The sequence below is a fragment of the Mesorhizobium sp. CA12 genome (genome assembly GCF_020165255.1).
Lineage (GTDB): Bacteria > Pseudomonadota > Alphaproteobacteria > Rhizobiales > Rhizobiaceae > Mesorhizobium.
Genome location: NZ_JAIUHT010000001.1, coordinates 171,149 through 194,008, shown reverse-complemented (window position 1 = coordinate 194,008; position 22,860 = coordinate 171,149). Strand labels below are relative to the sequence as shown.

The 22,860-nt window shown below is 65.7% G+C and carries 22 protein-coding genes and 1 riboswitch; of the genes, 15 read left to right on the top strand and 7 right to left on the bottom strand.

The genetic code is table 11. From position 1 onward, the window contains the following. Positions 1-7 precede the first annotated feature (7 nt). Genes LB520_RS00905 through LB520_RS00885 form a run of 5 tightly spaced genes read right to left on the bottom strand, consistent with a single transcriptional unit; the run spans position 8 to position 4,074 of the window. Positions 8-1,330 carry an NADH-quinone oxidoreductase subunit E gene (locus LB520_RS00905; protein WP_224636079.1) on the bottom strand — a complete coding sequence of 441 codons (1,323 nt, stop codon included), beginning with the start codon at positions 1,328-1,330 and terminating at the stop codon, positions 8-10. Next, positions 1,331-2,521, bottom strand: a complete 1,191-nt coding sequence (locus LB520_RS00900) for an NADH-quinone oxidoreductase subunit D (RefSeq protein ID WP_224522764.1) — start codon at positions 2,519-2,521, stop codon at positions 1,331-1,333. Positions 2,522-2,529: 8 nt separating this feature from the next. Continuing rightward, positions 2,530-3,132, bottom strand: coding sequence for an NADH-quinone oxidoreductase subunit C (locus LB520_RS00895; protein WP_224636078.1), 603 nt, complete (start codon positions 3,130-3,132; stop codon positions 2,530-2,532). 4 nt (positions 3,133-3,136) lie between these two features. Further along, complete coding sequence (locus tag LB520_RS00890; protein WP_015317338.1) at positions 3,137-3,718, bottom strand: NuoB/complex I 20 kDa subunit family protein; 582 nt, start codon at positions 3,716-3,718, stop codon at positions 3,137-3,139. Beyond that, entirely contained in the window at positions 3,709-4,074 is a 366-nt protein-coding gene (locus tag LB520_RS00885; protein WP_042643187.1) for an NADH-quinone oxidoreductase subunit A, read from the bottom strand. Before LB520_RS00885 ends, LB520_RS00890 begins: the two co-directional genes overlap by 10 nt. A 331-nt stretch (positions 4,075-4,405) precedes the next feature. On the opposite strand from LB520_RS00885, the gene LB520_RS00880 reads away from it, so the two are divergent. The 8 genes from LB520_RS00880 (at position 4,406) to LB520_RS00845 (ending at position 14,835) form a co-directional block, all read left to right on the top strand. Further along, positions 4,406-5,605, top strand: a complete 1,200-nt coding sequence (locus tag LB520_RS00880; RefSeq protein ID WP_224636077.1) for a winged helix-turn-helix domain-containing protein — start codon at positions 4,406-4,408, stop codon at positions 5,603-5,605. Positions 5,606-6,114: 509 nt separating this feature from the next. Next, positions 6,115-6,318: riboswitch (cobalamin riboswitch) on the top strand. A gap of 39 nt (positions 6,319-6,357) precedes the next feature. Continuing rightward, positions 6,358-6,789, top strand: coding sequence for a DUF1636 family protein (locus LB520_RS00875; RefSeq protein ID WP_224522892.1), 432 nt, complete (start codon positions 6,358-6,360; stop codon positions 6,787-6,789). Further along, positions 6,786-7,823, top strand: coding sequence for a cobalamin biosynthesis protein CobW (gene cobW / locus LB520_RS00870; RefSeq protein WP_224636076.1), 1,038 nt, complete (start codon positions 6,786-6,788; stop codon positions 7,821-7,823). The genes LB520_RS00875 and cobW overlap by 4 nt, the downstream gene beginning before the upstream one ends. A gap of 16 nt (positions 7,824-7,839) precedes the next feature. Continuing rightward, complete coding sequence (gene cobN / locus LB520_RS00865) at positions 7,840-11,226, top strand: cobaltochelatase subunit CobN (RefSeq protein WP_224636075.1); 3,387 nt, start codon at positions 7,840-7,842, stop codon at positions 11,224-11,226. Continuing rightward, positions 11,223-12,698, top strand: a complete 1,476-nt coding sequence (cobG, locus tag LB520_RS00860) for a precorrin-3B synthase (protein WP_224636074.1) — start codon at positions 11,223-11,225, stop codon at positions 12,696-12,698. Before cobN ends, cobG begins: the two co-directional genes overlap by 4 nt. Further along, entirely contained in the window at positions 12,699-13,331 is a 633-nt protein-coding gene (locus LB520_RS00855; protein ID WP_224601962.1) for a precorrin-8X methylmutase, read from the top strand. After that, positions 13,328-14,077 (top strand): precorrin-2 C(20)-methyltransferase, encoded by a 750-nt coding sequence (locus LB520_RS00850; protein ID WP_224636073.1) that lies wholly within the window; start codon positions 13,328-13,330, stop codon positions 14,075-14,077. Before LB520_RS00855 ends, LB520_RS00850 begins: the two co-directional genes overlap by 4 nt. Beyond that, positions 14,074-14,835, top strand: a complete 762-nt coding sequence (locus LB520_RS00845; RefSeq protein ID WP_224636072.1) for a precorrin-3B C(17)-methyltransferase — start codon at positions 14,074-14,076, stop codon at positions 14,833-14,835. Before LB520_RS00850 ends, LB520_RS00845 begins: the two co-directional genes overlap by 4 nt. On the opposite strand, the gene LB520_RS00840 is transcribed toward LB520_RS00845, so the two are convergent. Continuing rightward, positions 14,802-15,569: a cobalt-precorrin-6A reductase gene (locus LB520_RS00840; RefSeq protein WP_224636071.1), complete on the bottom strand. Its 768-nt coding sequence runs from the start codon at positions 15,567-15,569 to the stop codon at positions 14,802-14,804. The genes LB520_RS00845 and LB520_RS00840 overlap by 34 nt on opposite strands. A 1-nt stretch (position 15,570) precedes the next feature. On the opposite strand from LB520_RS00840, the gene cbiE reads away from it, so the two are divergent. The 7 genes from cbiE to cobT are packed head-to-tail and all read left to right on the top strand — an operon-like array spanning position 15,571 to position 21,880. Further along, positions 15,571-16,812 carry a precorrin-6y C5,15-methyltransferase (decarboxylating) subunit CbiE gene (gene cbiE, locus LB520_RS00835; RefSeq protein ID WP_224636070.1) on the top strand — a complete coding sequence of 414 codons (1,242 nt, stop codon included), beginning with the start codon at positions 15,571-15,573 and terminating at the stop codon, positions 16,810-16,812. After that, a complete protein-coding gene (locus LB520_RS00830; protein WP_224626079.1) occupies positions 16,809-17,195 on the top strand; it encodes a cobalamin biosynthesis protein in 387 nt (128 codons plus the stop codon). The genes cbiE and LB520_RS00830 overlap by 4 nt, the downstream gene beginning before the upstream one ends. Further along, positions 17,192-17,956, top strand: a complete 765-nt coding sequence (cobM, locus tag LB520_RS00825) for a precorrin-4 C(11)-methyltransferase (RefSeq protein WP_224636069.1) — start codon at positions 17,192-17,194, stop codon at positions 17,954-17,956. The genes LB520_RS00830 and cobM overlap by 4 nt, the downstream gene beginning before the upstream one ends. Continuing rightward, entirely contained in the window at positions 17,953-18,768 is an 816-nt protein-coding gene (gene cobA / locus LB520_RS00820; protein ID WP_224636068.1) for a uroporphyrinogen-III C-methyltransferase, read from the top strand. The genes cobM and cobA overlap by 4 nt, the downstream gene beginning before the upstream one ends. After that, positions 18,765-20,081, top strand: a complete 1,317-nt coding sequence (locus LB520_RS00815) for a cobyrinate a,c-diamide synthase (protein WP_224636067.1) — start codon at positions 18,765-18,767, stop codon at positions 20,079-20,081. Before cobA ends, LB520_RS00815 begins: the two co-directional genes overlap by 4 nt. After that, the gene (locus tag LB520_RS00810; RefSeq protein WP_224636066.1) at positions 20,078-20,845 is read left to right on the top strand and encodes an adenosylcobinamide-GDP ribazoletransferase; all 768 of its coding nucleotides are present in this window, start codon (positions 20,078-20,080) and stop codon (positions 20,843-20,845) included. The genes LB520_RS00815 and LB520_RS00810 overlap by 4 nt, the downstream gene beginning before the upstream one ends. A gap of 24 nt (positions 20,846-20,869) precedes the next feature. Continuing rightward, entirely contained in the window at positions 20,870-21,880 is a 1,011-nt protein-coding gene (gene cobT / locus LB520_RS00805; protein ID WP_224636065.1) for a nicotinate-nucleotide--dimethylbenzimidazole phosphoribosyltransferase, read from the top strand. Between the two features lie 127 nt (positions 21,881-22,007). Here cobT and LB520_RS00800 read toward each other — a convergent pair whose 3' ends face one another. Next, the gene (locus LB520_RS00800; RefSeq protein WP_224636064.1) at positions 22,008-22,700 is read right to left on the bottom strand and encodes an outer membrane protein; all 693 of its coding nucleotides are present in this window, start codon (positions 22,698-22,700) and stop codon (positions 22,008-22,010) included. Positions 22,701-22,860 lie beyond the last annotated feature (160 nt).

Below are 22,860 nucleotides of genomic sequence, written 5' to 3'. Positions count from 1 at the left end.
TCGTCCCTCAGACCGGCTTCTTGCCGAAGACGCGGATGTATTCGGCGACGCCGCCCTTGGCGAGCGCCTTGGCCTGCTTCACCCAGTCGTCGCGCTCGATGCGGCCGCGGAAATTGAGATAGCCGTCGACCCATTCGCACTCGGCTTTCTTCCAGGCGGCGACCTGCGCGAAGGTGTAGATGCCCAGCGAATGCAGGGTGCCTTCGATCTTCGGGCCGACGCCTGAGATCAGCTTGAGATCGTCGACCGTTGCCGGGCGCTCGATGCCGGCCGGCCGGTTCTTGTCGTCGAGCGAAGGTTTCGTCGTCTTGGCGACAGGCTGCTTGGTTTCCGGCGCCTTGAAAGCGGTGACCGGCTCGGCCTTGGTCTTCGGCCCGCTGCGCGGCTTTGAAACCGCCTCGACTTCCGGAGAAGCCTGATTGGCGTTGGCGGCCGAATGGCGCGGCGCCCTGACGCTGGCGCCATTCTCGGTGGCCGGGGCGACCTTGACCGGCGACGGCGTGTTGAGCGCCGGGCTGGTTTCAGCCGCATGGGTCTTCGGCTTGCTGGATTTTGACGGTCCAACCGGGCCAGAGGCGGCCGGAGCTGGCGCCGAGCTTGCCGGCGCAGCGGGTGCCGGGGCTGCGGCGGAAGCTGCAGGCGGCGCCGATGCGAGAGCTTCCTTGGCGGCTTTCGCCGCCGTCCTGGCTTCCTTGTCGCGCGTCGACTTCAGGATCGCCTTTTCGCTGGTCAGCGTCGTCAGCCCGGTAGCCGGCTCGGATCCGTGGCGGCCGTTCTGCGGACCAGGCTTCACCTCGGCGCCCTTGCCGGCGTCGTAGAGATCGATAATCTCGGCCAGCCGCTCGGGCGTCAGGTCCTCGAAAGTGTCCTTGAAGATCATGACCATCGGCGCGTTGACGCAGGCGCCGAGGCATTCGACCTCCTCCCACGACAGCGTGCCCTTGTCGTTGGTATGGAACTGGTCGTGATGGATTTTCGACCTGCATACATCCATCAGCGCTTCCGAGCCGCGCAGCATGCAGGGCGTGGTGCCGCAGACTTGGATATGGGCGCGCGTGCCGACCGGGTTGAGCTGGTACTGCGTGTAGAAGGTCGCGACTTCGAGGCCACGGATGCGCGGCATGCCGAGCATGTCCGAGATCGTCTCGATCGCCGCCTTGGTGACCCAGCCTTCCTGCTCCTGCGCGATCATCAGCAACGGGATGATCGCCGACTGCTCGCGCCCCTTCGGGTATTTGGCGATCCACTGCTGGGCGGCCGCCGCGTTCGCCTCGTTGAAGGCGAACGCGGCTGGCTGGAGGCTGGCTTCTGCAAGACGGCGGACTGACATTTAGCGATCGACCTCACCAAACACGATGTCGAGGGAGCCAAGCACGGCGGTGACGTCGGCCAGCATGTGGCCGCGGCACAGGAAATCCATGGCTTGCAGATGCGCAAAACCGGGCGCGCGCAGCTTGCAGCGATAGGGCTTGTTGGTGCCGTCGGAGACCAGGTAGACGCCAAATTCGCCTTTCGGCGCCTCGACGGCCGCATAGACCTCGCCGGCCGGCACGCGGTAGCCCTCGGTATAGAGCTTGAAGTGATGGATCAGCGCTTCCATCGAGCGCTTCATCGCGGCGCGCTTCGGCGGCACGACCTTGCCGTCGAGGTTCGACACCGGGCCGGCGCTTTCCTTGCCGAGCAAGAGATCGACGCATTGGCGCATGATCCTGGCCGACTGGCGCATCTCTTCCATGCGCACCAGGTAACGGTCGTAGCAGTCGCCGTTCTTGCCGATCGGAATGTCGAAATCCATCTCGGAATAGCATTCATAGGGCTGCGATTTGCGCAGGTCCCAGGCGGCGCCCGAGCCGCGCACCATCACGCCCGAAAACCCCCAGGCCCAGGCGTCGGCCAGCGACACCGTGCCGATATCGACATTGCGCTGCTTGAAGATGCGGTTGCCGGTCAAGAGCGCGTCGAGATCGTCGATCGACTTCAGGAACGGGTCGATCCACTTGCCGATGTCCTCGACCAACTTCTGCGGCAGGTCCTGGTGCACGCCGCCCGGCCGGAAATAGGCCGCATGCATGCGCGAGCCCGAGGCGCGCTCGTAAAACACCATTAGCTTTTCGCGTTCGACGAAGCCCCACAGCGGCGGCGTCAGCGCACCGACGTCCATGGCCTGCGTCGTCACATTCAAGATGTGCGACATGATGCGGCCCATCTCGGAATAGAGCACCCGGATCAGTTGGCCGCGCTTCGGCACCTCGATGCCGAGCAGGCGCTCGGCCGCGAGAGCGAAGGCATGCTCCTGGTTCATCGGCGCGCAATAGTCGAGCCGGTCGAGATAGGGCACGGCCTGCAGATAAGTCTTGGCCTCGATCAGCTTCTCGGTGCCGCGATGCAGCAGACCGATATGCGGATCGACGCGGTCGACCACCTCGCCGTCCAGCTCCAGCACCAGGCGCAAAACGCCATGCGCCGCAGGATGCTGCGGACCGAAGTTGATGTTGAAGTTGCGGACGGAGGTTTCAGCCATGGGTCGCCCTACTGCTTCGCCTTCTCATCCCCGGGAAGCACGTAATCCGTTCCTTCCCACGGGCTCAAGAAGTCGAAATTTCTGAATTCCTGCTTCAATTCCACCGGCTCGTAGATCACCCGCTTGGCCTCGTCGTCGTAGCGCACCTCGACGAAACCGGTCAGCGGGAAATCCTTGCGCAGCGGATGCCCCTCGAAACCATAGTCGGTGAGAATGCGGCGCAGGTCCGGATGGCCCGAGAACAGCACGCCGTAAAGGTCGTAGGTCTCGCGCTCGAACCAGTCGGCACCCGGATAGACGCCGGTCAGCGACGGCACCAGCGTCTCCTCGTCGGCCTGGACCTTGAGCCTGATGCGGACATTCTGCTTCGGCGACAATAGGTGATAGACGACGTCGAAGCGCCTGGCGCGCGACGGGTAGTCCGCTCCGCAGACATCGATGATCGAGATGAACTGGCAGCGCGGATCGTCGCGCAGGAAGGTCGCGACCTCGATCAGGTTGCCCGGTTCAACCGCAACCGTCAGCTCACCATAGGCAAGCACGGCTTCGCCGATGCGGCCGGAGAGCTTCTCGCCGAGATAGGTGGAGAGTTCGTTCAACGCCAGGGTCATCGGCTCACCGTTCGATCGTGCCGGTGCGGCGGATCTTCTTCTGCAGAAGGAGAATGCCGTAGAGCAGCGCCTCCGCGCTCGGCGGGCAGCCGGGCACATAAATGTCGACCGGCACGACGCGGTCGCAGCCGCGCACCACCGAATAGGAATAGTGGTAGTAGCCGCCGCCATTGGCGCAGGAGCCCATCGAGATGACGTAGCGCGGCTCCGGCATCTGGTCGTAGACCTTGCGCAGCGCCGGCGCCATCTTGTTGGTCAGCGTGCCGGCGACGATCATGATGTCGGATTGGCGCGGGGATGCGCGCGGCGCGACGCCGAAACGCTCCGAGTCATAGCGCGGCATCGAGGTGTGGATCATTTCGACCGCGCAGCAGGCGAGGCCGAAGGTCATGAACATCAGCGAGCCGCTGCGCGCCCAGGTGATCAGCGCCTCGGTCGAGGTGACGAGAAAACCCTTGTCGGCCAGCTCATTGTTGATTTCGAGAAAGAAGGGATCGTCCTCCCCCACCGGCCTGCCGGTGTTGGGGTCGATGATGCCCTTGGGCTTCGGCGCGACAAGGGTGCCTGAACTGTCGTTCAATCCCATTCCAGCGCTCCTTTTTTCCATTCATAGGCAAAACCGATGGTCAGCACCGCCAGGAACACCATCATCGACCAGAAGCCGAGCATGCCGAGCTTCGAGAAGGACACCGCCCACGGGAACAGGAAGGCGACCTCGAGATCGAAGATGATGAACAGGATCGACACCAGGTAGAAGCGGATGTCGAACTTCATGCGGGCGTCGTCGAACGAGTTGAACCCGCATTCATAGGCGGAAAGCTTTTCCGGGTCGGGATTGCGGTAGGCCACAAGGAACGGAGCGATGATGAGCGCCAGACCGACGATCATCGCCACGGCGATGAACAGCACGATAGGCAGGTACGAACTTAGGAGTGCGCTCATGCGGCGACTTTCCTTCGGCGGGGGCAGTTCATTTTGATTACAGCAACGAACTCTAATGCGGAAGCGTGACAGATTAACCGCTGAACCGTTTTAAGGGGCCCATGCTGCAACGCGGCGAGGGTTAGCGCAGCGGTTTCGGTGACGCAAGTCAAACGTTGTTCAAATCGCGGCTCTGGACGCCTTATCGGAAGAAACTGGTCCGATCCGCTCCTGTTTGATTTCCTTCAGATTTTACTCCAGTTTCTCTCCTGACATATCTCCCGCCATTTGCCTGCTAGCATGACAGGAATCACCGGCTAAAAAATCCAACGGACGATCGGGGCGACACCTGATGAAGGACAAGATTTCGCTGGCCATGGCGAGGCGCGTCGCGCTCGGCGCGCAAGGGTTCAACGACCCTCGCCCCGCAGGAGTTCCGGATCGTCGGCACCTCGCCCGGGTGCTTTCGCGAACCGGCCTTCTGCAGATCGATTCCGTGAGCGCGGTGGTGCGGGCGCATTATATGCCGCTCTATTCGCGCCTCGGCCCCTACCCGCTTACGCTGCTCGACAATGCCGCAGTCACCCGCAAGCGCGCCGTGTTCGAATACTGGGCGCATGAGGCGTCGTTCCTGCCCGTGGAGACGTACCCGCTGATGCGCTGGCGCATGCAGCGCGCCGAGCAGGGCGACGAGATGTATCTCGGCCTGGCGAAATGGGGCCGTGAACGCAAGGAAATGATCGACGAGATATATAGAGAGGTCGCCGATCGCGGTCCGATCGCCGCGTCCGACATCGAAGGCCACAAGGGCAATGGCGGCTGGTGGGGCTGGAGCGAGGCCAAGCACGCTTTCGAATGGCTGTTCTGGGCCGGGCGCATCACCACCGCCTACCGCCGCGGCTTCGAACGCTATTACGACCTGCCCGAGCGCGTTTTGCCGCAGGCGGTCCTCGACCTGCCCGTACCCTCGGTCGAGGACGCGCATCGCGAATTGCTGCGCATTTCCGCCCGCGCCCATGGCATCGCCACCTATGGCGACCTGCGCGACTATTTTCGTCTCGCGCCGGGCGACACTAAGGATCGCATCGAGGAACTGGTCGATGCCGGCGAATTGCTGCCGGTGAAGGTCGAAGGTTGGGACAAGACCGCCTATCTCCACAAGGACGCCCGTTTCCCGCGCCGGATAGAGGCGCGCGCCCTGCTCGCCCCTTTCGATCCCGTCGTCTTCGAACGCACCAGGACGAAGAAACTCTTCGATTTCCGCTACCGCATCGAGATCTACACGCCGGCCGAGAAACGCCAATATGGCTACTACGTGCTGCCCTTCCTGCTCGGCGATCGGATCGTCGCCCGCGTCGATCTGAAAGCTGACCGCCCGGCCAGCATCTTGCGCGTCCACGCCGCCTACGCCGAGGCCGGCGCCCCACCCGAAACGGCCGCCCAGCTCTTCGACGAGTTGAAGCAGATGCAGGGCTGGCTCGGCCTGGAGGCGATCGAAGTGACGCCGGCCGGCGACCTCGGGCCGGCGCTGGCCGACATCGCGGTGTCGTAGCTGCGCGTTGACAGGGAGAGTGAACAAAAATAGAACATCCCAACTGTGGTTAGGATCGGTTGCGATGGTTTTCAGGCGCTCGATATGTCTGGTCTTGGCCTACCTGACCTTAGCGTCGCCATCATATGCGACAGGTGCTTACCGAGAGGAATGGGTAGAGGTCACGCGTCCAGTCATTTTCTGTGGCGGCCACATTGCACCCGGTATGCAGCCAAAAGAAGTGACGGCGCTTCTTCTGCGGTGGTTGGAGTTTGGAACGATCGACAAGCAGATCGCAGGCGCCTGTGGCTTATTGCCGGTAGGGCAGCGCTATATAATAGTTCATGAGCCGAAGTTCGACGCCAATCGCTTCGTCTTGATGTGGGAACCGGTTTGCCAGCACGGCTGTTCGTTAAGTATGGCGCCCGTGGCCTCACCGCCTCGCAAACTTGTGGGTCCATACCTCAAACCCATAAAGCCGCCAAAAGGCTGGTACTAAGCCAGTCGTTGACTCCAGCCCCCTGAACCCTCTAAATCCTGACCCAGACGGTCTTCTCCCGGCAAAGGGAGGAGCCAAGAGGGAATGCGGTGCGGGCCAACACCCAAATCCGCGGCTGTCCCCGCAACTGTAAGCGACGAGCCTCTGCCGAAAACCACTGGGATGTTCCCGGGAAGGCGGCATTCAGGGTGACGACCCGCGAGCCAGGAGACCTGCCGTCTGAGACTTTAAGTATCCGAATGCCCGGCGGGTTTTCCGGGCAAGGAGCATGGTTTTGGATCGCAACGGCAGTTTCCCGGCAAACAGTGCGGACATTCCGTCCGAGCCCGATGCTTTGGCTGGCGTCACCGTCATCGTCTGCTCATCCTGCCGCGACGAGACCGGGTCGGATGCGCATCCGCGCGCCGGCGCGCTGCTTGCCGAAGACACGCGTCGGGCTGCTTGCGGCGAAAAGATCGACATCCGTACCGTCGAATGCCTCGGCAACTGCAAGCGCCGGCTAAGCGCCGCGCTGCTGCGCGACGGCTGCTGGAGCTACGTCTTCGGCGATCTGAACACGACCAGCGGCGCCGATCTCGTCGCCGGCGCAAAGCTCTTCGCCACCTCGACCGATGGCCTCATCCCCTGGCGCGGCCGGCCCGATTCTCTCAAGCGCGGCCTGGTTGCCCGCATCCCTCCCCTCGACATGCTGAAGGACCGACCATGAACGCATCCGTTTCCCGCGTGCCCTGCACCGTCGTCACCGGCTTTCTCGGCGCCGGCAAGACGACGCTGATCCGCAACCTGCTCGAAAACGCCAAGGGCAAGCGGCTGGCGATCATCGTCAACGAGTTCGGCGATGTCGGCATCGATGGCGAGATCCTGAAGGGCTGCGGCGTCGACACCTGCCCGGAGGAAAACATCGTCGAGCTCGCCAATGGCTGCATCTGCTGCACCGTCGCCGACGATTTCGTGCCGGCGCTCGACCAGATCCTGTCCCGCACGCCGAAGGTCGACCACATCCTGATCGAGACCTCCGGTCTCGCTCTGCCGAAGCCCTTGGTGCAAGCCTTCCAGTGGCCGACCGTGAAGAGCCGCGTCACCGTCGACGGCGTCATCGCCGTGGTCGACGGCCCGGCGCTGGCCGACGGCCGCGTCGCTTCCGACATGGACGCGCTGAAGGCGCAGCGTGCCGCGGACGATTCGCTCGACCATGACGATCCGGTCGAGGAGGTGTTCGAGGACCAGATCGCCTGCGCCGACCTGATCATCCTGTCGAAGAGCGATTTGATGGATGCGGCGGGCTCTGAGCGCGCCAACGCCGTCATCGGCGAGCATGTGGCGCGCGCCGTGAAAGTCGTGCCGACGTCGCAGGGCAAGGTCGATCCCTCGGTGCTGCTCGGCCTCGGTCTCGCCGTCGAGGACGACATCGAGAACCGCAAGACCCATCACGACGACGAGCTCGACCACGAGCACGACGATTTCGATTCCTTCGTCCTCGACATCCCGTCGATCGCCAATCCCGACGAGCTGGCCAAGCGCGTCGCCCTTGCCGCCGAGCAGGAAAACGTGCTGCGCGTCAAAGGCTTCGTCGAGGTCGGCGGCAAGCCGATGCGGCTCCTGCTGCAGGCCGTCGGCCCGCGCGTCAACCACTATTACGACCGCGCCTGGACGGCTGAGGACGACCGCCGCTCGCGGCTCGTTGTCATCGGCCTCAAGGGGCTGAACCGCCCGGCGATCGAGCGTATCCTCGCCGGCTGAGGCAATCCGGACCGCGATGCACATCCTCGCCACCACATCCGCATCGCTCGACGATCTCGCCGAGCCGATCGACCTCAGGCAGACGCCTGCGGATGTGGTGGCGCTGTCCTTCACCGACAGCGACCTCGCCGGCCTGGCCGCCGCCTGGAAGGCGGATGCGGAGCGGCTGCCGTCGATGCGGCTTGCGGCGCTGCGCGACCTTCGCCACCCGATGTCGGTGGACCTGTGGATCGACAGCGTCGCCCGCCACGCCAGGGTCATCCTCGTCCGCATCCTCGGCGGCTATGACTGGTGGCGCTACGGCTGTGACCAGCTCGCCGCGGTGGCGCGCGAACGCGGCATCAAGCTGGCATTGCTGCCCGGCGAAAGCCATGACGAAGACCTGCGGCTGGTCGAAGGCTCGACCCTGCCGCGCGCCGAATTGGACGCCCTGCTCGGCTATTTCCGCGAAGGCGGCCCGGCCAATATGAGCGCGCTGGTGCAAAGGCTGGCGAGGCTTGCCGGGTCGGATGCGGCCGTAGCCGAACCGGTCAGCGTGCCAAAGGCGGGGTATTATCAGCCGGGAGTTGGTGTCGTCGAGAAGCTGAACCTTTTAGAGGCGGAACTCGACGTCGACAATTTCGCCGTCATCCCCATCCTCTTCTACCGCTCGATGCTGCTTGCCGCCGACGTGGCACCGATCGACGCACTCGTTGACGCCCTGTGTTCGCAAGGCCTAGCGCCTGTACCGATCTTCGTCTCCAGCCTCAAAGACCCGACATCCCTGGCCTTCGTCGAAAACGCCCTCACTTCCCTGAAACCCTCAGCCATTGTCACCGCCACCGCCTTCGCCTCCGGCGCGGAACCCGGCGCCGAAACCCTGTTCGACCGCGCCGGCGTGCCCGTCTTCCAGGTCATCGTCGCCACGACGAGGCGCGAGGTCTGGGAAAAGAACCAGCGCGGCCTGGCGCCCGCCGACCTTGCCATGCATGTGGTGCTGCCCGAGCTCGACGGCCGCATCCTGGCCGGCGCGGTCTCGTTCAAGGGCGAGGTCGAGACCGATCCGGCGCTCGCCTTCCGCGCCTTCGCCAACCGGCCCGAGCCGGACCGCATCGCGCAGGTGGCCAAGCGGATCGCGGCGTTTATACGCCTGCAGCGGACCGAGCGGGCCAAGCGCAAGCTCGCGATCCTGATCCCTGATTATCCGAGCGCGCCCGGACGTACAGGTTATGCAGTCGGGCTGGATGTGCCCTTCAGTGTGCTTGCGATGCTGCATGACCTGAAGGAACAGGGCTATGCGGTTGAGGGGATTCCGCAATCGCCGCGGGAATTGCTGGATGCGTTGGAGGTGGGCGGGCTTGGCCTCTCCTTAGGGGACTACTCTGCCTTTTCGGTCGAACTCCCGAGGGAAGCGCGCAATGCAGTAGAGGCCGCGTGGGGCAAGGCAGAAGGGATAGGTTCGCGCGAGGGGGGTGTTCAAGCGCCGACCTCGGCAACCTTCCCCTTCCGCGCCGCGACATTCGGCAACGTCACCGTGGCGCTGGCCCCCGACCGCGGCCGCTCGGCCGACCGCCGCGCCGACTATCACGACCCGACGCTGCCCCCGCGCCACGAGCTGATCGCTTTCGGCCTCTGGCTGCAGAAATCGCTCGGCGTGCATGCCATCATCCATGTCGGCGCGCATGGCACGCTCGAATGGCTGCCGGGCAAGACGGTGGCCCTCTCCGAAACCTGCTTCCCCGAGATCGTCACCGGCTCGCTGCCCATCATTTATCCCTTCATTGTCTCCAATCCGGGCGAGGCGGCGCAGGCCAAGCGCCGCATTTCGGCCGTGACCCTCGGCCATCTGCCGCCGCCGCTGACCGGCGCCGGCCTGGACGAGGCGCAACAGAAACTCGAGCGGTTAGTCGACGAATACGCGCAGGCCGACGGCCTCGACCGCCGCCGCCGCGACCGTCTGGCCAAATTGATTGTCGAGACGGCGCAAAAGACTGGCCTTGCTTCCGAAGCCGGCGTTGCCGGCACAGACGCTCCGGACGAAGCGCTGCGCCGCATCGACGCCTGGCTCTGCGACCTCAAGGATTTCGCCGTCAAGGACGGGCTGCATGTCTATGGCCGCGCACCGGAAGACGAAGCCGACCCGCTGCGCCGGCAAAGCGCGGCGGCCGAAATAGCCAACCTGCTCGCCGCGCTCGATGGCCGCCACATCAAGGCCGGCCCTGCCGGCGCCCCGGCGCGCGGTCGCTCCGATGTGCTCCCCACCGGCCGCAACCTCTTCACCTCCGATCCGCGCACCATGCCGACGCCGACCGCCTATGACCTCGGCCAGGCGGCGGCGGAAGAAGTGGTGCGCAGCTATATGCAGAGCCATGGCGACTGGCCGCGCTCGCTGGTCATCGACCTCTGGGGTTCCGCCTCGTTGCGCACCGGCGGCGAGGAGATCGCGCAAGGTCTGGCGCTGATGGGCTGCCGGCCGCAATGGGGTGCCGCCACCGGCCGCGTCACCGGCATCGAGGTGCTGCCGCCGGCCACGCTCGGCCGCCCGCGCGTCGACGTCACCTGGCGCATCTCCGGCCTGTTCCGCGACATGTTCCCGACCCAGATCGCGTTGATCGACGCCGCTGCCAACGCGGTCGCCAGCCGGGACGAGGACGATACCGAGAACCCGCTCGCCGCAGCGACGCGCGCTCAGGGGAAGATCAGCCCGCGCATTTTCGGCACCTCGCCGGGAACTTATGGCGCCGGCGTCGAGGACCTGCTGTCGCGCGGCGAATGGGGCGCGCGCGAAGAGATCGGCCGTGCCTATCTCGACGCCACCTCGCACGCCTATGGCGGCGCCGAAGGCAAAGCGATCTCGGCGCCCGGCGCTTTCGAAGGCCGGATCGCCGAAGCTGATCTCCTCGTCCACACCGGCGACGATCCGGGCCGCGACATCCTTGAGGGCTCGGCCGACGTCGCCTTCATCGGCGGCTTTTCGGCCGCCCTTGCAGCACTTGGCAGGAATGCCGACGTCATCGTGCTTGACACGACTGATCCGAAGAAGCCGAAGCCGCGTTCGGTCGGCGAAGCGGTATCGCGCGTGGTTCGCGCCCGCGCGGTCAACCCGCGCTTCATCGCCGGCCAGATGCGCCATGGCCCGCGCGGCGCCTCCGAATTCGCCGAAACGGTCGACCGTCTGGTCGGCTTCGCCGAAACCACGCATGCCATTTCGGGGGCGCTGATCGAGGCCGTTCACGACGCCTATGTTGGCGACCCGGACGTCCGTGCCTTCCTGCTGCGCGAGAATCCGGCGGCGGCGAAGGTCATCGCCGAGCGGCTTCTCTCCGCGCGACGTCGCGGCCTGTGGCACCCGCTGCGCAATTCCATCGACGACGATCTCGCGGCCTTGATCGCCGAGGCCCAGGCAGGTGGAGTGGCGGCATGAACGCGTTTTCGCGCCGTGGCGCTTGCCCTGCTCTAAGCGCGCCGATGCAGACCGGCGACGGGCTGCTGGTGCGGCTCAACCCGGTCGCAGGAGGGCTCGCACCCAAGTCGCTCATCGAACTCGGTGAATCCGCCTTGCGCCACGGCAACGGCATCATGGAAGTGACCGCGCGCGGCAGCCTGCAGATCCGCGGTTTGACGGCCGAAAGCGCCCGGCTGCTGGCGGACGAAGTAGATGCGCTAGGCATCGCGGTGCGCAGTGGCGTTCCGGTCGAGACCGGACCGCTGGCGGGAATCGATCCGGAAGAGATCGTCGATCCGCGCCCGTTGGCAGAGCGAATCAGCGCGGCGATCGAGGAAGCCGGGCTGACGACAAGGCTGGGGCCGAAGGTGTCGGTGGTTGTCGACGGCGGCGGACAGCTGACGATGGATGCGGTGACGGGCGATGTGCGGCTGAAGGCGGTGCAGGCTGCGGCGGGCATCTGGTGGAGCGTGTCGATTGCCGGCGACGGGCGGAGCGCGAAGCCGCTCGCGGCGGTCGATGCGGATGCTGGGCGTGATATTACAGTTGCTGCACTCCGGATGGTCTCGGAAAAGGGCCGAGAGGCGCATACCCGCGATTTGTCGGAGCGGCAGTTGGCCTCTCTCGCCAGCTGGCATTCCTTCGCGCCCCCCTCTGTCCTGCCGGACATCTCCCCCTCTAGGGGGGAGATTGGCAGTTCCCGCGCCGGCTCTCCACTTTCAGCGTTGGATATTGGCGAAAGCCGCGGTGACAAGGCAATCTCCCCCCTTGAGGGGGAGATGTCCGGCAGGACAGAGAGGGGGGCGCAGGAACGCCAGCCCGCGAGAAGTCCCATTGGCCTATTCAATCTAGGCAACAACACCGCCCTAGGCATCGCCCTGCCCTACGGCAGCATGCCGGCGCAAAACCTCATCGATCTCGCCACCCAAGCCGCGAACCTCGGGGCCTCCGCAATCCGCCTCGCCCCAGGCCGAGCCCTGCTCTTCCTCGGTCTCTCCGCCCCCTGCACGCTCCAATCCTCCGCCGCCGCGCTCGGCTTTGTCACCGACCCCGCCGATCCGCGCACCCGCATCGCCGCCTGCCCCGGCACGCCGGCCTGCGCGTCCGGCCGCATCGCCACCCGTGCCATCGCCGAAACGATCGCAAAAGAAAGCGCGGACCTTCTCGACGCCTCGCTGTCTCTCCACATCTCCGGCTGCGCCAAGGGCTGCGCGCATCCCGGCACCGCTGCGCTCACCCTGGTCGGCGACGAAAACGGAGCCGGACTTGTCGTGGACGGGACTGCGAAGGCTCTTCCTGCCGCGTACAGGCCGGGCTATGACGCCGCGAGCGGGGTCGCCGGCATCCTTGCCGCGATCCGCGACGGAAGACATCAGGGCGAAACCGCCGCCGCCTGCCTGAAAAGACTTGGCGCGGCCGGCATCGCCGAACTCTATCGACGGAACCAGTGAATGGCCGCCTACGACTATATCCATGACGGAACGGCGATCTACGAGCGGTCTTTCGCCATCATCCGCGCCGAGGCGGATCTGTCGCGCTTCTCGGAGGCGGAAGCCGATGTCGCGATTCGCATGATCCATGCCTGCGGCCAGGTTGAAGCCGCCAGCCATTTCGTCTTCTCGAATAATTTCGTTGCCGCCGCCCGGACCGCGCTCGCCGCCGGCGCGCCGATCTTCTGCGATGCCGAGATGGTGGCGCATGGCGTCACCCGCGCCCGTCTGCCGGCCGGCAACGATGTGATATGCACGCTGCGCGACCCGCGCACGCACGACATCGCCAGGCAAATCGGCAACACCCGCTCGGCCGCGGCGATCGACCTCTGGGGCGAGCGCATGGCCGGCTCTGTCGTCGCCATCGGCAACGCGCCGACCGCGCTCTTCTATCTGCTTGAGAAGCTGCGCGACGGCGCGCCGAGGCCGGCCGCGATCATCGGCATGCCTGTGGGCTTCGTGGGTGCTGCCGAATCCAAGGATGCGCTGGCCGAAAATTCCTACGGCGTGCCTTATGCCATCGTGCGCGGCAGGCTGGGCGGCAGCGCCATGACCGCCGCCGCGCTCAACTCTCTGGCGAGGCCCGGCCTGTGAACGCGATCGTGAAAGGCCATCTGGTCGGCGTCGGCACCGGCCCTGGAGATCCGGAGCTTCTGACACTGAAGGCGGCGCGCGCGTTGGCAGAGGCGGACGTCGTCGCCTATTTCGCCAAGCGCGGCAACAACAGCAATGCGCGTGCCATCGTCGAGGCGCGCTTCCGGCCGGACATGATCGAGCTGCCGCTGCTCTATCCGGTGACGACGGAGATCGATAAGGATCACGACGACTATCGCGCGCAGATCGCCGATTTCTACGAGCAATCGGCCGAACAGGTGGCCGACCATCTCGACGCCGGCAGGATGGTGGCGGTGCTGTCGGAGGGCGATCCGCTCTTCTACGGCTCCTACATGCATCTGCATGTGCGGCTTGCGCACCGCTTCCCGACGGAAGTCATCCCCGGCATCACCGCCATGTCCGGCTGCTGGTCCGCCACTGGCCTGCCGATCGTGCAGGGCGACGACGTGCTGAGTGTGCTGCCGGGCACGATGAGCGAGTTCGAGCTGACCCGCCGCCTCGCCGACACAGATGCCGCCGTCATCATGAAGGTCGGCCGCAACCTGCCAAAAATCCGCCGCGCGCTGGAAGCGACCGGCAAGCTGGCGAAAGCCGTCTATGTCGAGCGCGGCACCATGCCGGGCAGCGTCTCGATGCGGCTTGCCGAAAAGCCGGACGACAAGGCGCCCTATTTCGCCATCGTGCTGGTTGCCGGCTGGTCGGCTCGCCCAGGGACCAAGGCATGAGCGGCCGTCTTACCGTCATCGGTCTCGGGCCCGGCAATGCCGACCAGGTCACGCCGCAGGCTGCCAATGCCGTCGCCGAGGCTTCCTTCTTCTATGGCTACAAGCCCTATCTCGACCGGCTGGAACTGCGGCCGGACCAGACCCGCATCGCCTCCGACAACCGCGAGGAACTCGCCCGCTCCAACGAAGCGCTGGCCAAGGCCGCAGAAGGCCACAATGTCGCCGTCGTTTCCGGCGGCGATCCCGGCGTTTTCGCCATGGCCGCGGCCGTTTGCGAGGCGATCGAAGCCGGCCCTGAAGAATGGCGTGCCATCGACATCTCGGTTGTCCCGGGCGTGACTGCAATGCTCGCCGTCGCCGCCCGCATCGGCGCACCGCTCGGCCATGATTTCTGCGCCATCTCGCTCTCCGACAATTTGAAGCCGTGGGAACTGATCGAATTGCGCCTGCTGGCAGCGGCCGGCGCCGGCTTCGTCGTCGCGCTCTACAATCCCATCAGCAAGGCTCGCCCCTGGCAGCTTGGCCGCGCCTTCGAATGCCTGAAGGCGGTGCTGCCCGGCACCACGCCGGTGATCTTCGGCCGCGCCGCCGGCCGGCCCGACGAGCGAATCGAAATCTCTCTGCTGGCGGACGCCAACGCGTCAAAGGCCGACATGGCGACCTGCATCATCATCGGCTCGCCGGAAACCCGCATCATCAAGCGCGGCGAAAAACCAGCGCTGGTCTACACCCCGCGTTCTGCAACGGGGTCGAAATGATGATCGATCTTTGCCGCCAGCGCATCGACGGTCTCAGTCGAAGGAACGTCCGGCAAACGCGGTCGGCGGATCATGATCACTTCGATACCAAGCGCCCGCGCAGCAGCGATCTTGCCATAGGTCGCCTCGCCGCCGCTGTTCTTCGAAACGACGGCATCGATACCGTATTTTTCGAGCAACGCCCGTTCATCCGCTTCCGGAAACGGTCCGCGCGCCAAAAGGTAAAGTGCATCGGGCACGCCAAGCTTCGGCTCGACTGGGTCGACGCTGCGGATCAGGTAGCGGTGCTGCGGAGCGACTTCGAAGGCGCCGGCCTCCTGACGGCCGATCGCCAGGAAGACGCGGCGCGGCGCCTCGCCAAGCGCCTTCGCCGCCTCAGTGACGCTGTCGACCAGCGTCCAGCGATCACCGGCCACGGGCTCCCATCCAGGACGCCGCAGCGCAAGGACCGGCACGCCAGCCTGCGCAGCCGCTTCTGCGGCGTTGGCCGAGATACGCGCGGCGTATGGATGCGTGGCGTCGATCAGCAGATCGACGTGTTCTTCCCGAAGATAGGCAGCCAGCCCATCTGCGCCGCCAAAGCCACCGACACGCACCGGCACGCCTTGCGCGACCGGGCTTTCAGTGCGGCCGGCCAGCGACAGCGTGACCGAAAAATCGTCGCGACGGGCGAGCTTCCCGGCCAATTGCCGGGCTTCCGTCGTTCCGCCGAGGATCAGGATATGGTGGGTCATCATGCCTGCTAAGGGTCCGCGCGCCGCCAAGCCAGCCTCAAAATGGCTCACCATCGTCGGCATCGGCGAGGACGGTCTAGCGGGTCTCGGCGACGAGGCCAAGCAGCGGATTGCCGAGGCCGAGATCGTCTTCGGCGGGAAGCGGCATCTCGGCCTTGTCGCGTCGCTGGCCAAGGGCGAAGCGCGCCCGTGGCCGACGCCCTTCGATGCCGAAATGCGCGACGTGCTGGCGGTCGCGGGCAAAAAAATCTGCGTGCTCGCGTCCGGCGACCCGTTTTTCCATGGTGTCGGCGCCACGCTGGCCCGCAAGGTCAAGCCGGAGCAAATGCTCGTCCTGCCGGCGCCCTCGTCTCTGTCGCTGGCCGCCTCCCGTCTCGGCTGGGCTTTGCAGGACGTGGAGACAATCTCGCTGCACGGCTATTCGATCGACCTGATCCGGCCCCTGCTCCTTCCTGGCGCGCGCATCCTGGCGCTCACCTCCGACGCCGAAGCGCCGGCGGCTATCGCTGCACTGCTCGACGAGCTCGGTTTTGGCCCTTCGCACTTGACTGTCCTCGAAGCGCTCGGCGGCCCCGATGAGATGCGTCGCACCGTTCGAGCCGATGCCTTCGATCTCGAAAACATCAACCCGCTCAACGTGCTGGCGCTCGAAATTGAATCGACACCGGACGCGCGCATCCTGCCCTTGACCTGTGGCCTTGCCGATCACCTGTTCGAACATGACGGCCAGATCACCAAGCGCGAGATCCGCGCCATCACGCTGTCGGCACTGGCACCACGGCGCGGCGAGCTGCTGTGGGACATCGGCGCCGGTTCCGGCTCGATCGGCATCGAATGGATGCTGGCTCATTCCTCGCTGCGCGCCATCGCCATCGAAGCGAACAGCGAGCGGGCCACTCGCATCCACCGCAACGCCGTGCATTGCGGCGTGCCCGGTCTTGTCGTGATCGAGGGCGCCGCGCCTAAGGCGCTGGCAAAATTGGAGACGCCCGATGCCATCTTTATCGGTGGCGGCGGCAGCGATGCCGGCGTGCTGGAGAAGGCGATCAACGCACTGCGTCCCGGCGGCCGGCTGGTCGCCAATGCGGTGACGCTGGAGATGGAGGCGCTGCTGCTCGACCAGCACAACAGGCGTGGCGGCGATCTCACCCGCATCGCCCTGTCGCGCGCGGCGCCTGTCGGCTCGATGCAGGCGTGGCGACCGGCCATGCCGGTCACGCAGTGGAGCTGGGTCAAGCCATGATGGTCGCAGGTATCGGCAGCCGCAAAGGTGTGACGGCGGGCGACGTTCGCGCCGCGATCGAGACCGCACTTGAGGCGCATGGGCTTACGATGACGGCGCTTTCTGCATTGGCGACGGGTGAAATCAAGCGCGATGAGCCGGCGATCTTCCTTGCCGCCCGAGACCTCGACCTCCCCGTGCTCGTCATCTCCGACGCCGCACTGCAATCCGTCTCGTCCGGCACGGTCAGTCGCTCCGACGCGTCGCAGGCCCAGGCCGGCACGCCTTCGGTTTCGGAAGCCTCGGCCCTGGCCGCGGCCGGAAAAGGTGCGAAACTGTTTGGACCGCGCATCGTGCTCGGTCCGGTCACCTGCGCCATCGCCATCAGCGGAGATGCGCCATGACCGTCCATTTCATCGGCGCTGGCCCGGGCGCCGCCGATCTCATCACCTTGCGCGGCGCCCGGCTGCTGGCCAGTTGCCCGGTCTGCCTCTATGCCGGCTCGATCGTCGCGCCGGAACTGCTCGAGCATTGCGCGCCAAGCACCAAACTGATCGACACGGCGCCGATGTCGCTCGACGAGATCGAGGCCGAATATGTCGCCGCGCACAAGGCTGGGCAGGACGTCTCGCGCCTGCATTCCGGCGATCTTTCGGTGTGGAGCGCGGTGGCTGAACAGATCAGGCGGCTGGAAAAGCACGGCATACCCTACACGCTGACCCCAGGCGTGCCCTCTTTCGCGGCGGCGGCGGCGGCACTTCGCCGCGAGCTCACCATTCCGGAACTCGCGCAAAGCCTGGTGCTGACCCGTGTCTCCGGCCGCGCCTCGAAAATGCCGCCGGGCGAGACGCTGGCCGGCTTCGGCCGCACCGGCGCCACGCTTGCCATTCATCTCGCCATCCATGCCATCGAGCGCATCGTCGCGGATCTGACGCCGCTTTACGGCGCCGAATGTCCGGTCGCGGTCGTCTTCCGCGCCTCCTGGCCGGACGAGCGCATCCTGACCGGCACGCTGGGCACCATCGAAGCGCAATTGGCGGAGAGCCCGATGGAACGCACCGCGATCATCTTCGTCGGCAGCGCTCTCGCCGCGCAGGATTTCGGCGAAAGCTCACTGTACGACGCCCACTACCAGCGGCGTTTTCGCGGACGGGACGGATTGTGAACGGCAGCGCCAATACGAACGGACGGGCTAATGTGGAGCAGGCGCTGGCGCGGCTGAACTTCAAGCCGCGCGAGCTTGAGCCAGGCCATGTCTGGCTGGCAGGCGCCGGCCCCGGCGACCCCGGCTGCCTGACGCTGGAGGTGCTGGCGGCACTTGGGCAATGCGATGCGCTGGTCTATGACGCGCTGGTCTCGCCCGACGTCGTGGCGGTCGCTCAAGGCGCCGAGCTCTTCTACGCCGGAAAACGCGGCGGCCAGCCCTCGATGAAGCAGGACGACATCAACGCGCTTCTCGTGCGGCTGGCGCGCGAAGGCCGCCGAGTCGTGCGCCTGAAGGGCGGCGACCCCTATATTTTCGGCCGCGGCGGCGAAGAAGCTCTGGCGCTCGCCGGCGAAGAAATTCCGTTCCGGGTGCTCTCCGGCCTCACCTCCGGCCTCAGCGCGCTGGCTGCCACCGGCATTCCCGCCACCATGCGCGGCATCAACAAGGCCGTGATCCTCGCCACCGGCCACGCCGCCGGCACCGATGACGACATCGACTGGATGGCGATCGCCCGCACCGGACAGCCGGTCGTCGTCTATATGGGCATGGCCAATTTGCCGGTGATCGCGGCAAAGCTGCTCGAGGGCGGCCTCGCGCCATCGACCCCGGCCGCCGTGATCGTGGCGGCAACCACTCCGCAGGAGCGCATCGTGGTCGCCACGCTCGCCAACATCGCTGACGAGGCCGCGGCCGCCGGGCTCGCTTCGCCGGCGCTGATCGTTGTCGGCGGCATCGTCGCCATGCGCGCGGCACTGACGGGCGGCGCATGACGGCGCGCGCAATCATCATCGGCGCGCCGCGCTCCGGCTCGGGCAAGACCAGCGTCACCATCGGCCTGTTGCGTGCGCTTGCGCGGCGCGGGCTGAAAGTGCGCGGCGCAAAGTCGGGGCCGGACTATATCGACCCGGGTTTCCACGCCGCCGCGACCGGACTCTCGGGCGTCAACCTCGACAGCTGGGCCATGTCGCCTGCCCTGCTCAACGCGCTGGCCACGCAGGCTGCGGACGACGCCGAATACATTATCCTTGAAAGCGCGATGGGCCTGTTCGACGGCATCCCCGCGCCGCAAGGCCGCTCCGGCTCGGCCGCCGATCTCGCCCGGCTCTACAGCCTGCCTGTGCTCCTGGTGCTCGACGTCTCCGGGCAGTCGACCACGGCCGCCGCCGTCGCCAAGGGGTTTGCCACTTACGACCCGGATGTCCGCATGGCCGGCGTCATTCTCAACCGGCTCGGCAGCGAACGCCACCGGCGTCTATCGGGAGACGCCATAGAGGCGATCGGCCTGCCCGTGGTCGGCGCCATCCTGCGCGATCCAAAGCTCAACCTGCCGGAGCGGCATCTCGGCCTCGTCCAAGCCGGCGAATACGAGAACCTGATGGCGCATCTCGACCGGCTGGCCGACATGGTCGAGAAGTCGCTCGACATCGACGCCATCCTGGCGCTGGCCACCCCGCTGGAACCGGCGACCGGCGACTTCGGCGATGCCTTGCAGCCGCCCGGACAGCGCATCGCGCTGGCGGAAGACGCCGCCTTCACCTTCCTCTATCCGCATGTCGCCACGCATTGGCGCAAGGCAGGCGCCGAGATCGTGCCTTTCTCGCCGCTTGCCGACGAGGCGCCCTCGCCGGACTGCGATATCTGCTGGCTGCCCGGCGGCTATCCCGAGCTGCATGCCGGCAAGCTCGCGGCCGCGATCAACTTCCAGGCAGGAATGGCGCGCTTTGCGGCGGCAAAGCCGGTTCACGGCGAGTGCGGCGGCTTCATGGTGCTGGGCGAAGTGCTGGAAGACGCGGAGGGCGAGAGCCACAAGATGCTTAGCCTGCTTGGCCATTCGACCAGCTTCGCCAAACGCAAGATGAATCTCGGCTATCGCGAGGCGCGGCTGCGCGCCGCCTGTCCGTTGGGGCCGGAGGGCACGCGGATCCGCGGTCACGAATTCCACTACGCGCAGATGCTTGCTGCCGGCAATGACGAGCCCTTGGCCGATCTCGCCGACGGCCAGGGCAATCCGCTCGGCGCCTCCGGCTACCGGCGCGGCCATGTCAGCGGCACCTTCTTCCATGCCATTGCGAGGAGCGCATGAGCGGCTCTTCCGCACCCCGGCAAGTGCTTGACGATATCGGCCTCAGCCTCGTCTTCTTCACCCGGCTGAGGTTGCCCTCGGGCGATTTCGGCGGCCGCAGCCTGGCGGATGCGATCTGGGCCGCGCCCTTCGCCGGCCTCGCGGTGGCGATCATCGGCGCGCTCGTCTACGCGATCGCCGCCGTCTTCGGCCTCGCCACAGCACCGGCCGCGGCGCTCACGCTCGCCGCGACGATGCTCGTTACCGGCTGCCTGCACGAGGACGGGCTTTCCGATATCGCCGACGGCTTTTGGGGCGGCAGGACGCGCGACAGGAAACTGGAGATCATGCGCGACAGCCGCATCGGCGCCTATGGCGCTGCGGCGCTTGGGCTGTCGCTGCTCATCCGCTGGAGCGCGCTTTCCGAGCTCGCCGGTCCAGGCCACGTGTTCCTGGCGCTGCTTGCCGCGCATGCCGGCTCGCGCGGCCTGTTCGGCGCCTTCATGCATCTTCTGCCGCCGGCCCGCAGCGACGGCCTGTCTGCCAACGCCGGGACCGTAACAGTCGAGACCGCCATCATCGGCGCCGCGCTCGGCGCGGTGGCGCTGCTGGCGCTCGGCCTTGGCGGCGCGATAGCGGCGCTCATTCTGCTCGGCCTGGTCTTCATGACGTTCCGCGCGCTTTGCCTAAGCCAGATCGGCGGCCAGACCGGCGACACGATCGGCGCGCTGCAGCAGCTCGGCGAGATCGCCGTGCTGCTCGTCGCTTCCGCCTGCCTTTCCTGATTCACTTTCGGAGACCTTGCCCCCATGAGCTTCAAATCCCTCGAAGACCTTCGCGCCGCCTGCCTCGACCTCCCGTCCGGCAGCGATGCGGCCGCCAGCGCCGTCGCGAGGCGCCAGGACACGCTGACCAAACCGCAGGGCAGTCTCGGCCGGCTGGAAGCGATCGCCGCTTGGCTCGGCCGCTGGCAGGGCCGCGACATGCCGAAGCTCGATTCAGTGAAGGTCTTCGTCTTCGCCGGCAATCACGGCGTCACCGCGCAGGGCGTGTCGGCCTATCCGTCGGAAGTGACGGTGCAGATGGTGGCAAATTTCGCCGGCGGGGGTGCCGCCATCAACCAGTTGGCCCGCATTGCCGGCGCCACGCTCGACGTCATCCCGCTCGATCTCGATCATCCGACCGGCGATTTCACGATAGCGCCGGCGATGGACGAAAAGGCTTTCCTCGCCGCCGTCTCGACCGGCTACGACACGGTAACCAAGGATCTCGACCTTGTCTGCTTCGGCGAGATGGGCATCGGCAACACCACGCCGGCGGCCGCGATCTCGACGGCGCTTTTCGGCGGCGGCGCCGAAAAATGGACCGGGCGCGGCACCGGCGTCGACGACGCCGGCATGAAGCGCAAGGTCGTGGCCATCGAGGCGGGCCTCAAGCGTCACGCCGATTCGCTCTCCGACCCGCTGAAGATCGCTGCTGCCCTGGGCGGACGGGAACTGGCGGCCATCCTCGGCGCCACGCTCGCCGCGCGCAAGAACAACGTGCCGGTGCTGCTCGACGGCTTCGTCTGCACCGCAGCCGCAGCACCTCTGGCGAGGCTGCATCCGACCGGGCTGGCCCACACCATCGCCGCCCATGTCTCGGCCGAAGCCGGCCACCGCCGCCTGCTCGAGGCGCTCGGCCTACCGCCGCTGCTCGATCTCGGCATGCGGCTCGGCGAAGGCTCCGGCGCCTGCCTTGCCGTCAACATCGTTCGTTCGGCACTGGAATGCCACGCGAAGATGGCGAGCTTTGCCGAGGCCGGCGTTTCTGAAAAGTGAATGCTCACAAATGTCTTCAAGGGCCGCTGAGTTGAATATGGCCGCCATTACGGCGGCCACAATTCCCCAGAGCCGTCGCACAATAAAAAACCCCGCGCAGGCGGGGTTTGAAAGAGGTAATCGGAAATCAGAATTTGTAGCTAAGCCCAACGCGGACATCGTTGGTGTTCAGATCAAGCCTGGCAGCCTGTGTCGGGAAAGAGAACGGCGGAGATACCGATTCGCGGCCATAGTCGGAATAGCGGTATTCGACGCGCCCGATCAAATTGTCGGTCATGGCGTATTCAAGTCCAGCGCCTATCGTCCAGCCCGCCCTGGTGCCGCTGATCTCGCTTGAACCGCCCGGAAAATTGGATGCGCCGGAATATCTGGCGAATGCGACACCGCCAGTTACAAATGGCAAGAAACGATCGAACGCGTAGCCGGCGCGCAGGCGTGTCGATCCGAACCATTTCAAATCACTGCTTCCGGAGACACCAGGGAACCCAGGAAACGCATTGTTGTCCGACTTTGCGTCGGCGAAATTCACGTCCGCTTCAACGCCAACGACATAATTACCACCGAACTGGTAGTTATAACCGACGTATGCACCGCCAAAACCGCCGTTGGGATCGACGGACGTGCTAATGAAGGGCGGGCCTGCAGGGGACCCCGCGCCGTCGTAAGTTGAATTTCCCCAAACGTACCCGGCCTGCGCACCTACATAGATGCCAGACCAATCATAAGCCACAGGCTGGATCGGTTGGGGGGACAGGTCCGCCGCCAATGCGGGAGTAGCAATCGCAAGCGAAGAAAGCAGGGTAAACTTGAGCGCGCGCATCGGGCATTCCTGTGAGAAAATCGGTGCGTCTATTTTTAGCTCAGTTCTTTGACAAACTATGTAACCTTTCTGCCACAATTCGGATATTCCTTGATCAACCGTGGCGGCGGCGCTGTTGCGGTGGCTATCGGCGATCTCATCATTAGAAAATCGGCATATA

Bases quoted from the DNA above. Each gene is read 5' to 3' on its own strand.
- LB520_RS00830 (WP_224626079.1), top strand. From the start codon at position 16,809: ATGATGGTCGCAGGTATCGGCAGCCGCAAAGGTGTGACGGCGGGCGAC.
- cobG (WP_224636074.1), top strand. From the start codon at position 11,223: ATGAACGCGTTTTCGCGCCGTGGCGCTTGCCCTGCTCTAAGCGCGCCG.
- LB520_RS00845 (WP_224636072.1), top strand. From the start codon at position 14,074: ATGAGCGGCCGTCTTACCGTCATCGGTCTCGGGCCCGGCAATGCCGAC.
- cbiE (WP_224636070.1), top strand. From the start codon at position 15,571: ATGCCTGCTAAGGGTCCGCGCGCCGCCAAGCCAGCCTCAAAATGGCTC.
- LB520_RS00800 (WP_224636064.1), bottom strand. From the start codon at position 22,700: ATGCGCGCGCTCAAGTTTACCCTGCTTTCTTCGCTTGCGATTGCTACT.
- cobM (WP_224636069.1), top strand. From the start codon at position 17,192: ATGACCGTCCATTTCATCGGCGCTGGCCCGGGCGCCGCCGATCTCATC.
- LB520_RS00840 (WP_224636071.1), bottom strand. From the start codon at position 15,569: ATGACCCACCATATCCTGATCCTCGGCGGAACGACGGAAGCCCGGCAA.
- LB520_RS00890 (WP_015317338.1), bottom strand. From the start codon at position 3,718: ATGGGATTGAACGACAGTTCAGGCACCCTTGTCGCGCCGAAGCCCAAG.
- LB520_RS00855 (WP_224601962.1), top strand. From the start codon at position 12,699: ATGGCCGCCTACGACTATATCCATGACGGAACGGCGATCTACGAGCGG.
- cobW (WP_224636076.1), top strand. From the start codon at position 6,786: ATGAACGCATCCGTTTCCCGCGTGCCCTGCACCGTCGTCACCGGCTTT.
- LB520_RS00815 (WP_224636067.1), top strand. From the start codon at position 18,765: ATGACGGCGCGCGCAATCATCATCGGCGCGCCGCGCTCCGGCTCGGGC.
- LB520_RS00880 (WP_224636077.1), top strand. From the start codon at position 4,406: ATGAAGGACAAGATTTCGCTGGCCATGGCGAGGCGCGTCGCGCTCGGC.
- LB520_RS00895 (WP_224636078.1), bottom strand. From the start codon at position 3,132: ATGACCCTGGCGTTGAACGAACTCTCCACCTATCTCGGCGAGAAGCTC.
- LB520_RS00900 (WP_224522764.1), bottom strand. From the start codon at position 2,521: ATGGCTGAAACCTCCGTCCGCAACTTCAACATCAACTTCGGTCCGCAG.
- LB520_RS00810 (WP_224636066.1), top strand. From the start codon at position 20,078: ATGAGCGGCTCTTCCGCACCCCGGCAAGTGCTTGACGATATCGGCCTC.
- LB520_RS00885 (WP_042643187.1), bottom strand. From the start codon at position 4,074: ATGAGCGCACTCCTAAGTTCGTACCTGCCTATCGTGCTGTTCATCGCC.
- cobN (WP_224636075.1), top strand. From the start codon at position 7,840: ATGCACATCCTCGCCACCACATCCGCATCGCTCGACGATCTCGCCGAG.
- LB520_RS00905 (WP_224636079.1), bottom strand. From the start codon at position 1,330: ATGTCAGTCCGCCGTCTTGCAGAAGCCAGCCTCCAGCCAGCCGCGTTC.
- cobT (WP_224636065.1), top strand. From the start codon at position 20,870: ATGAGCTTCAAATCCCTCGAAGACCTTCGCGCCGCCTGCCTCGACCTC.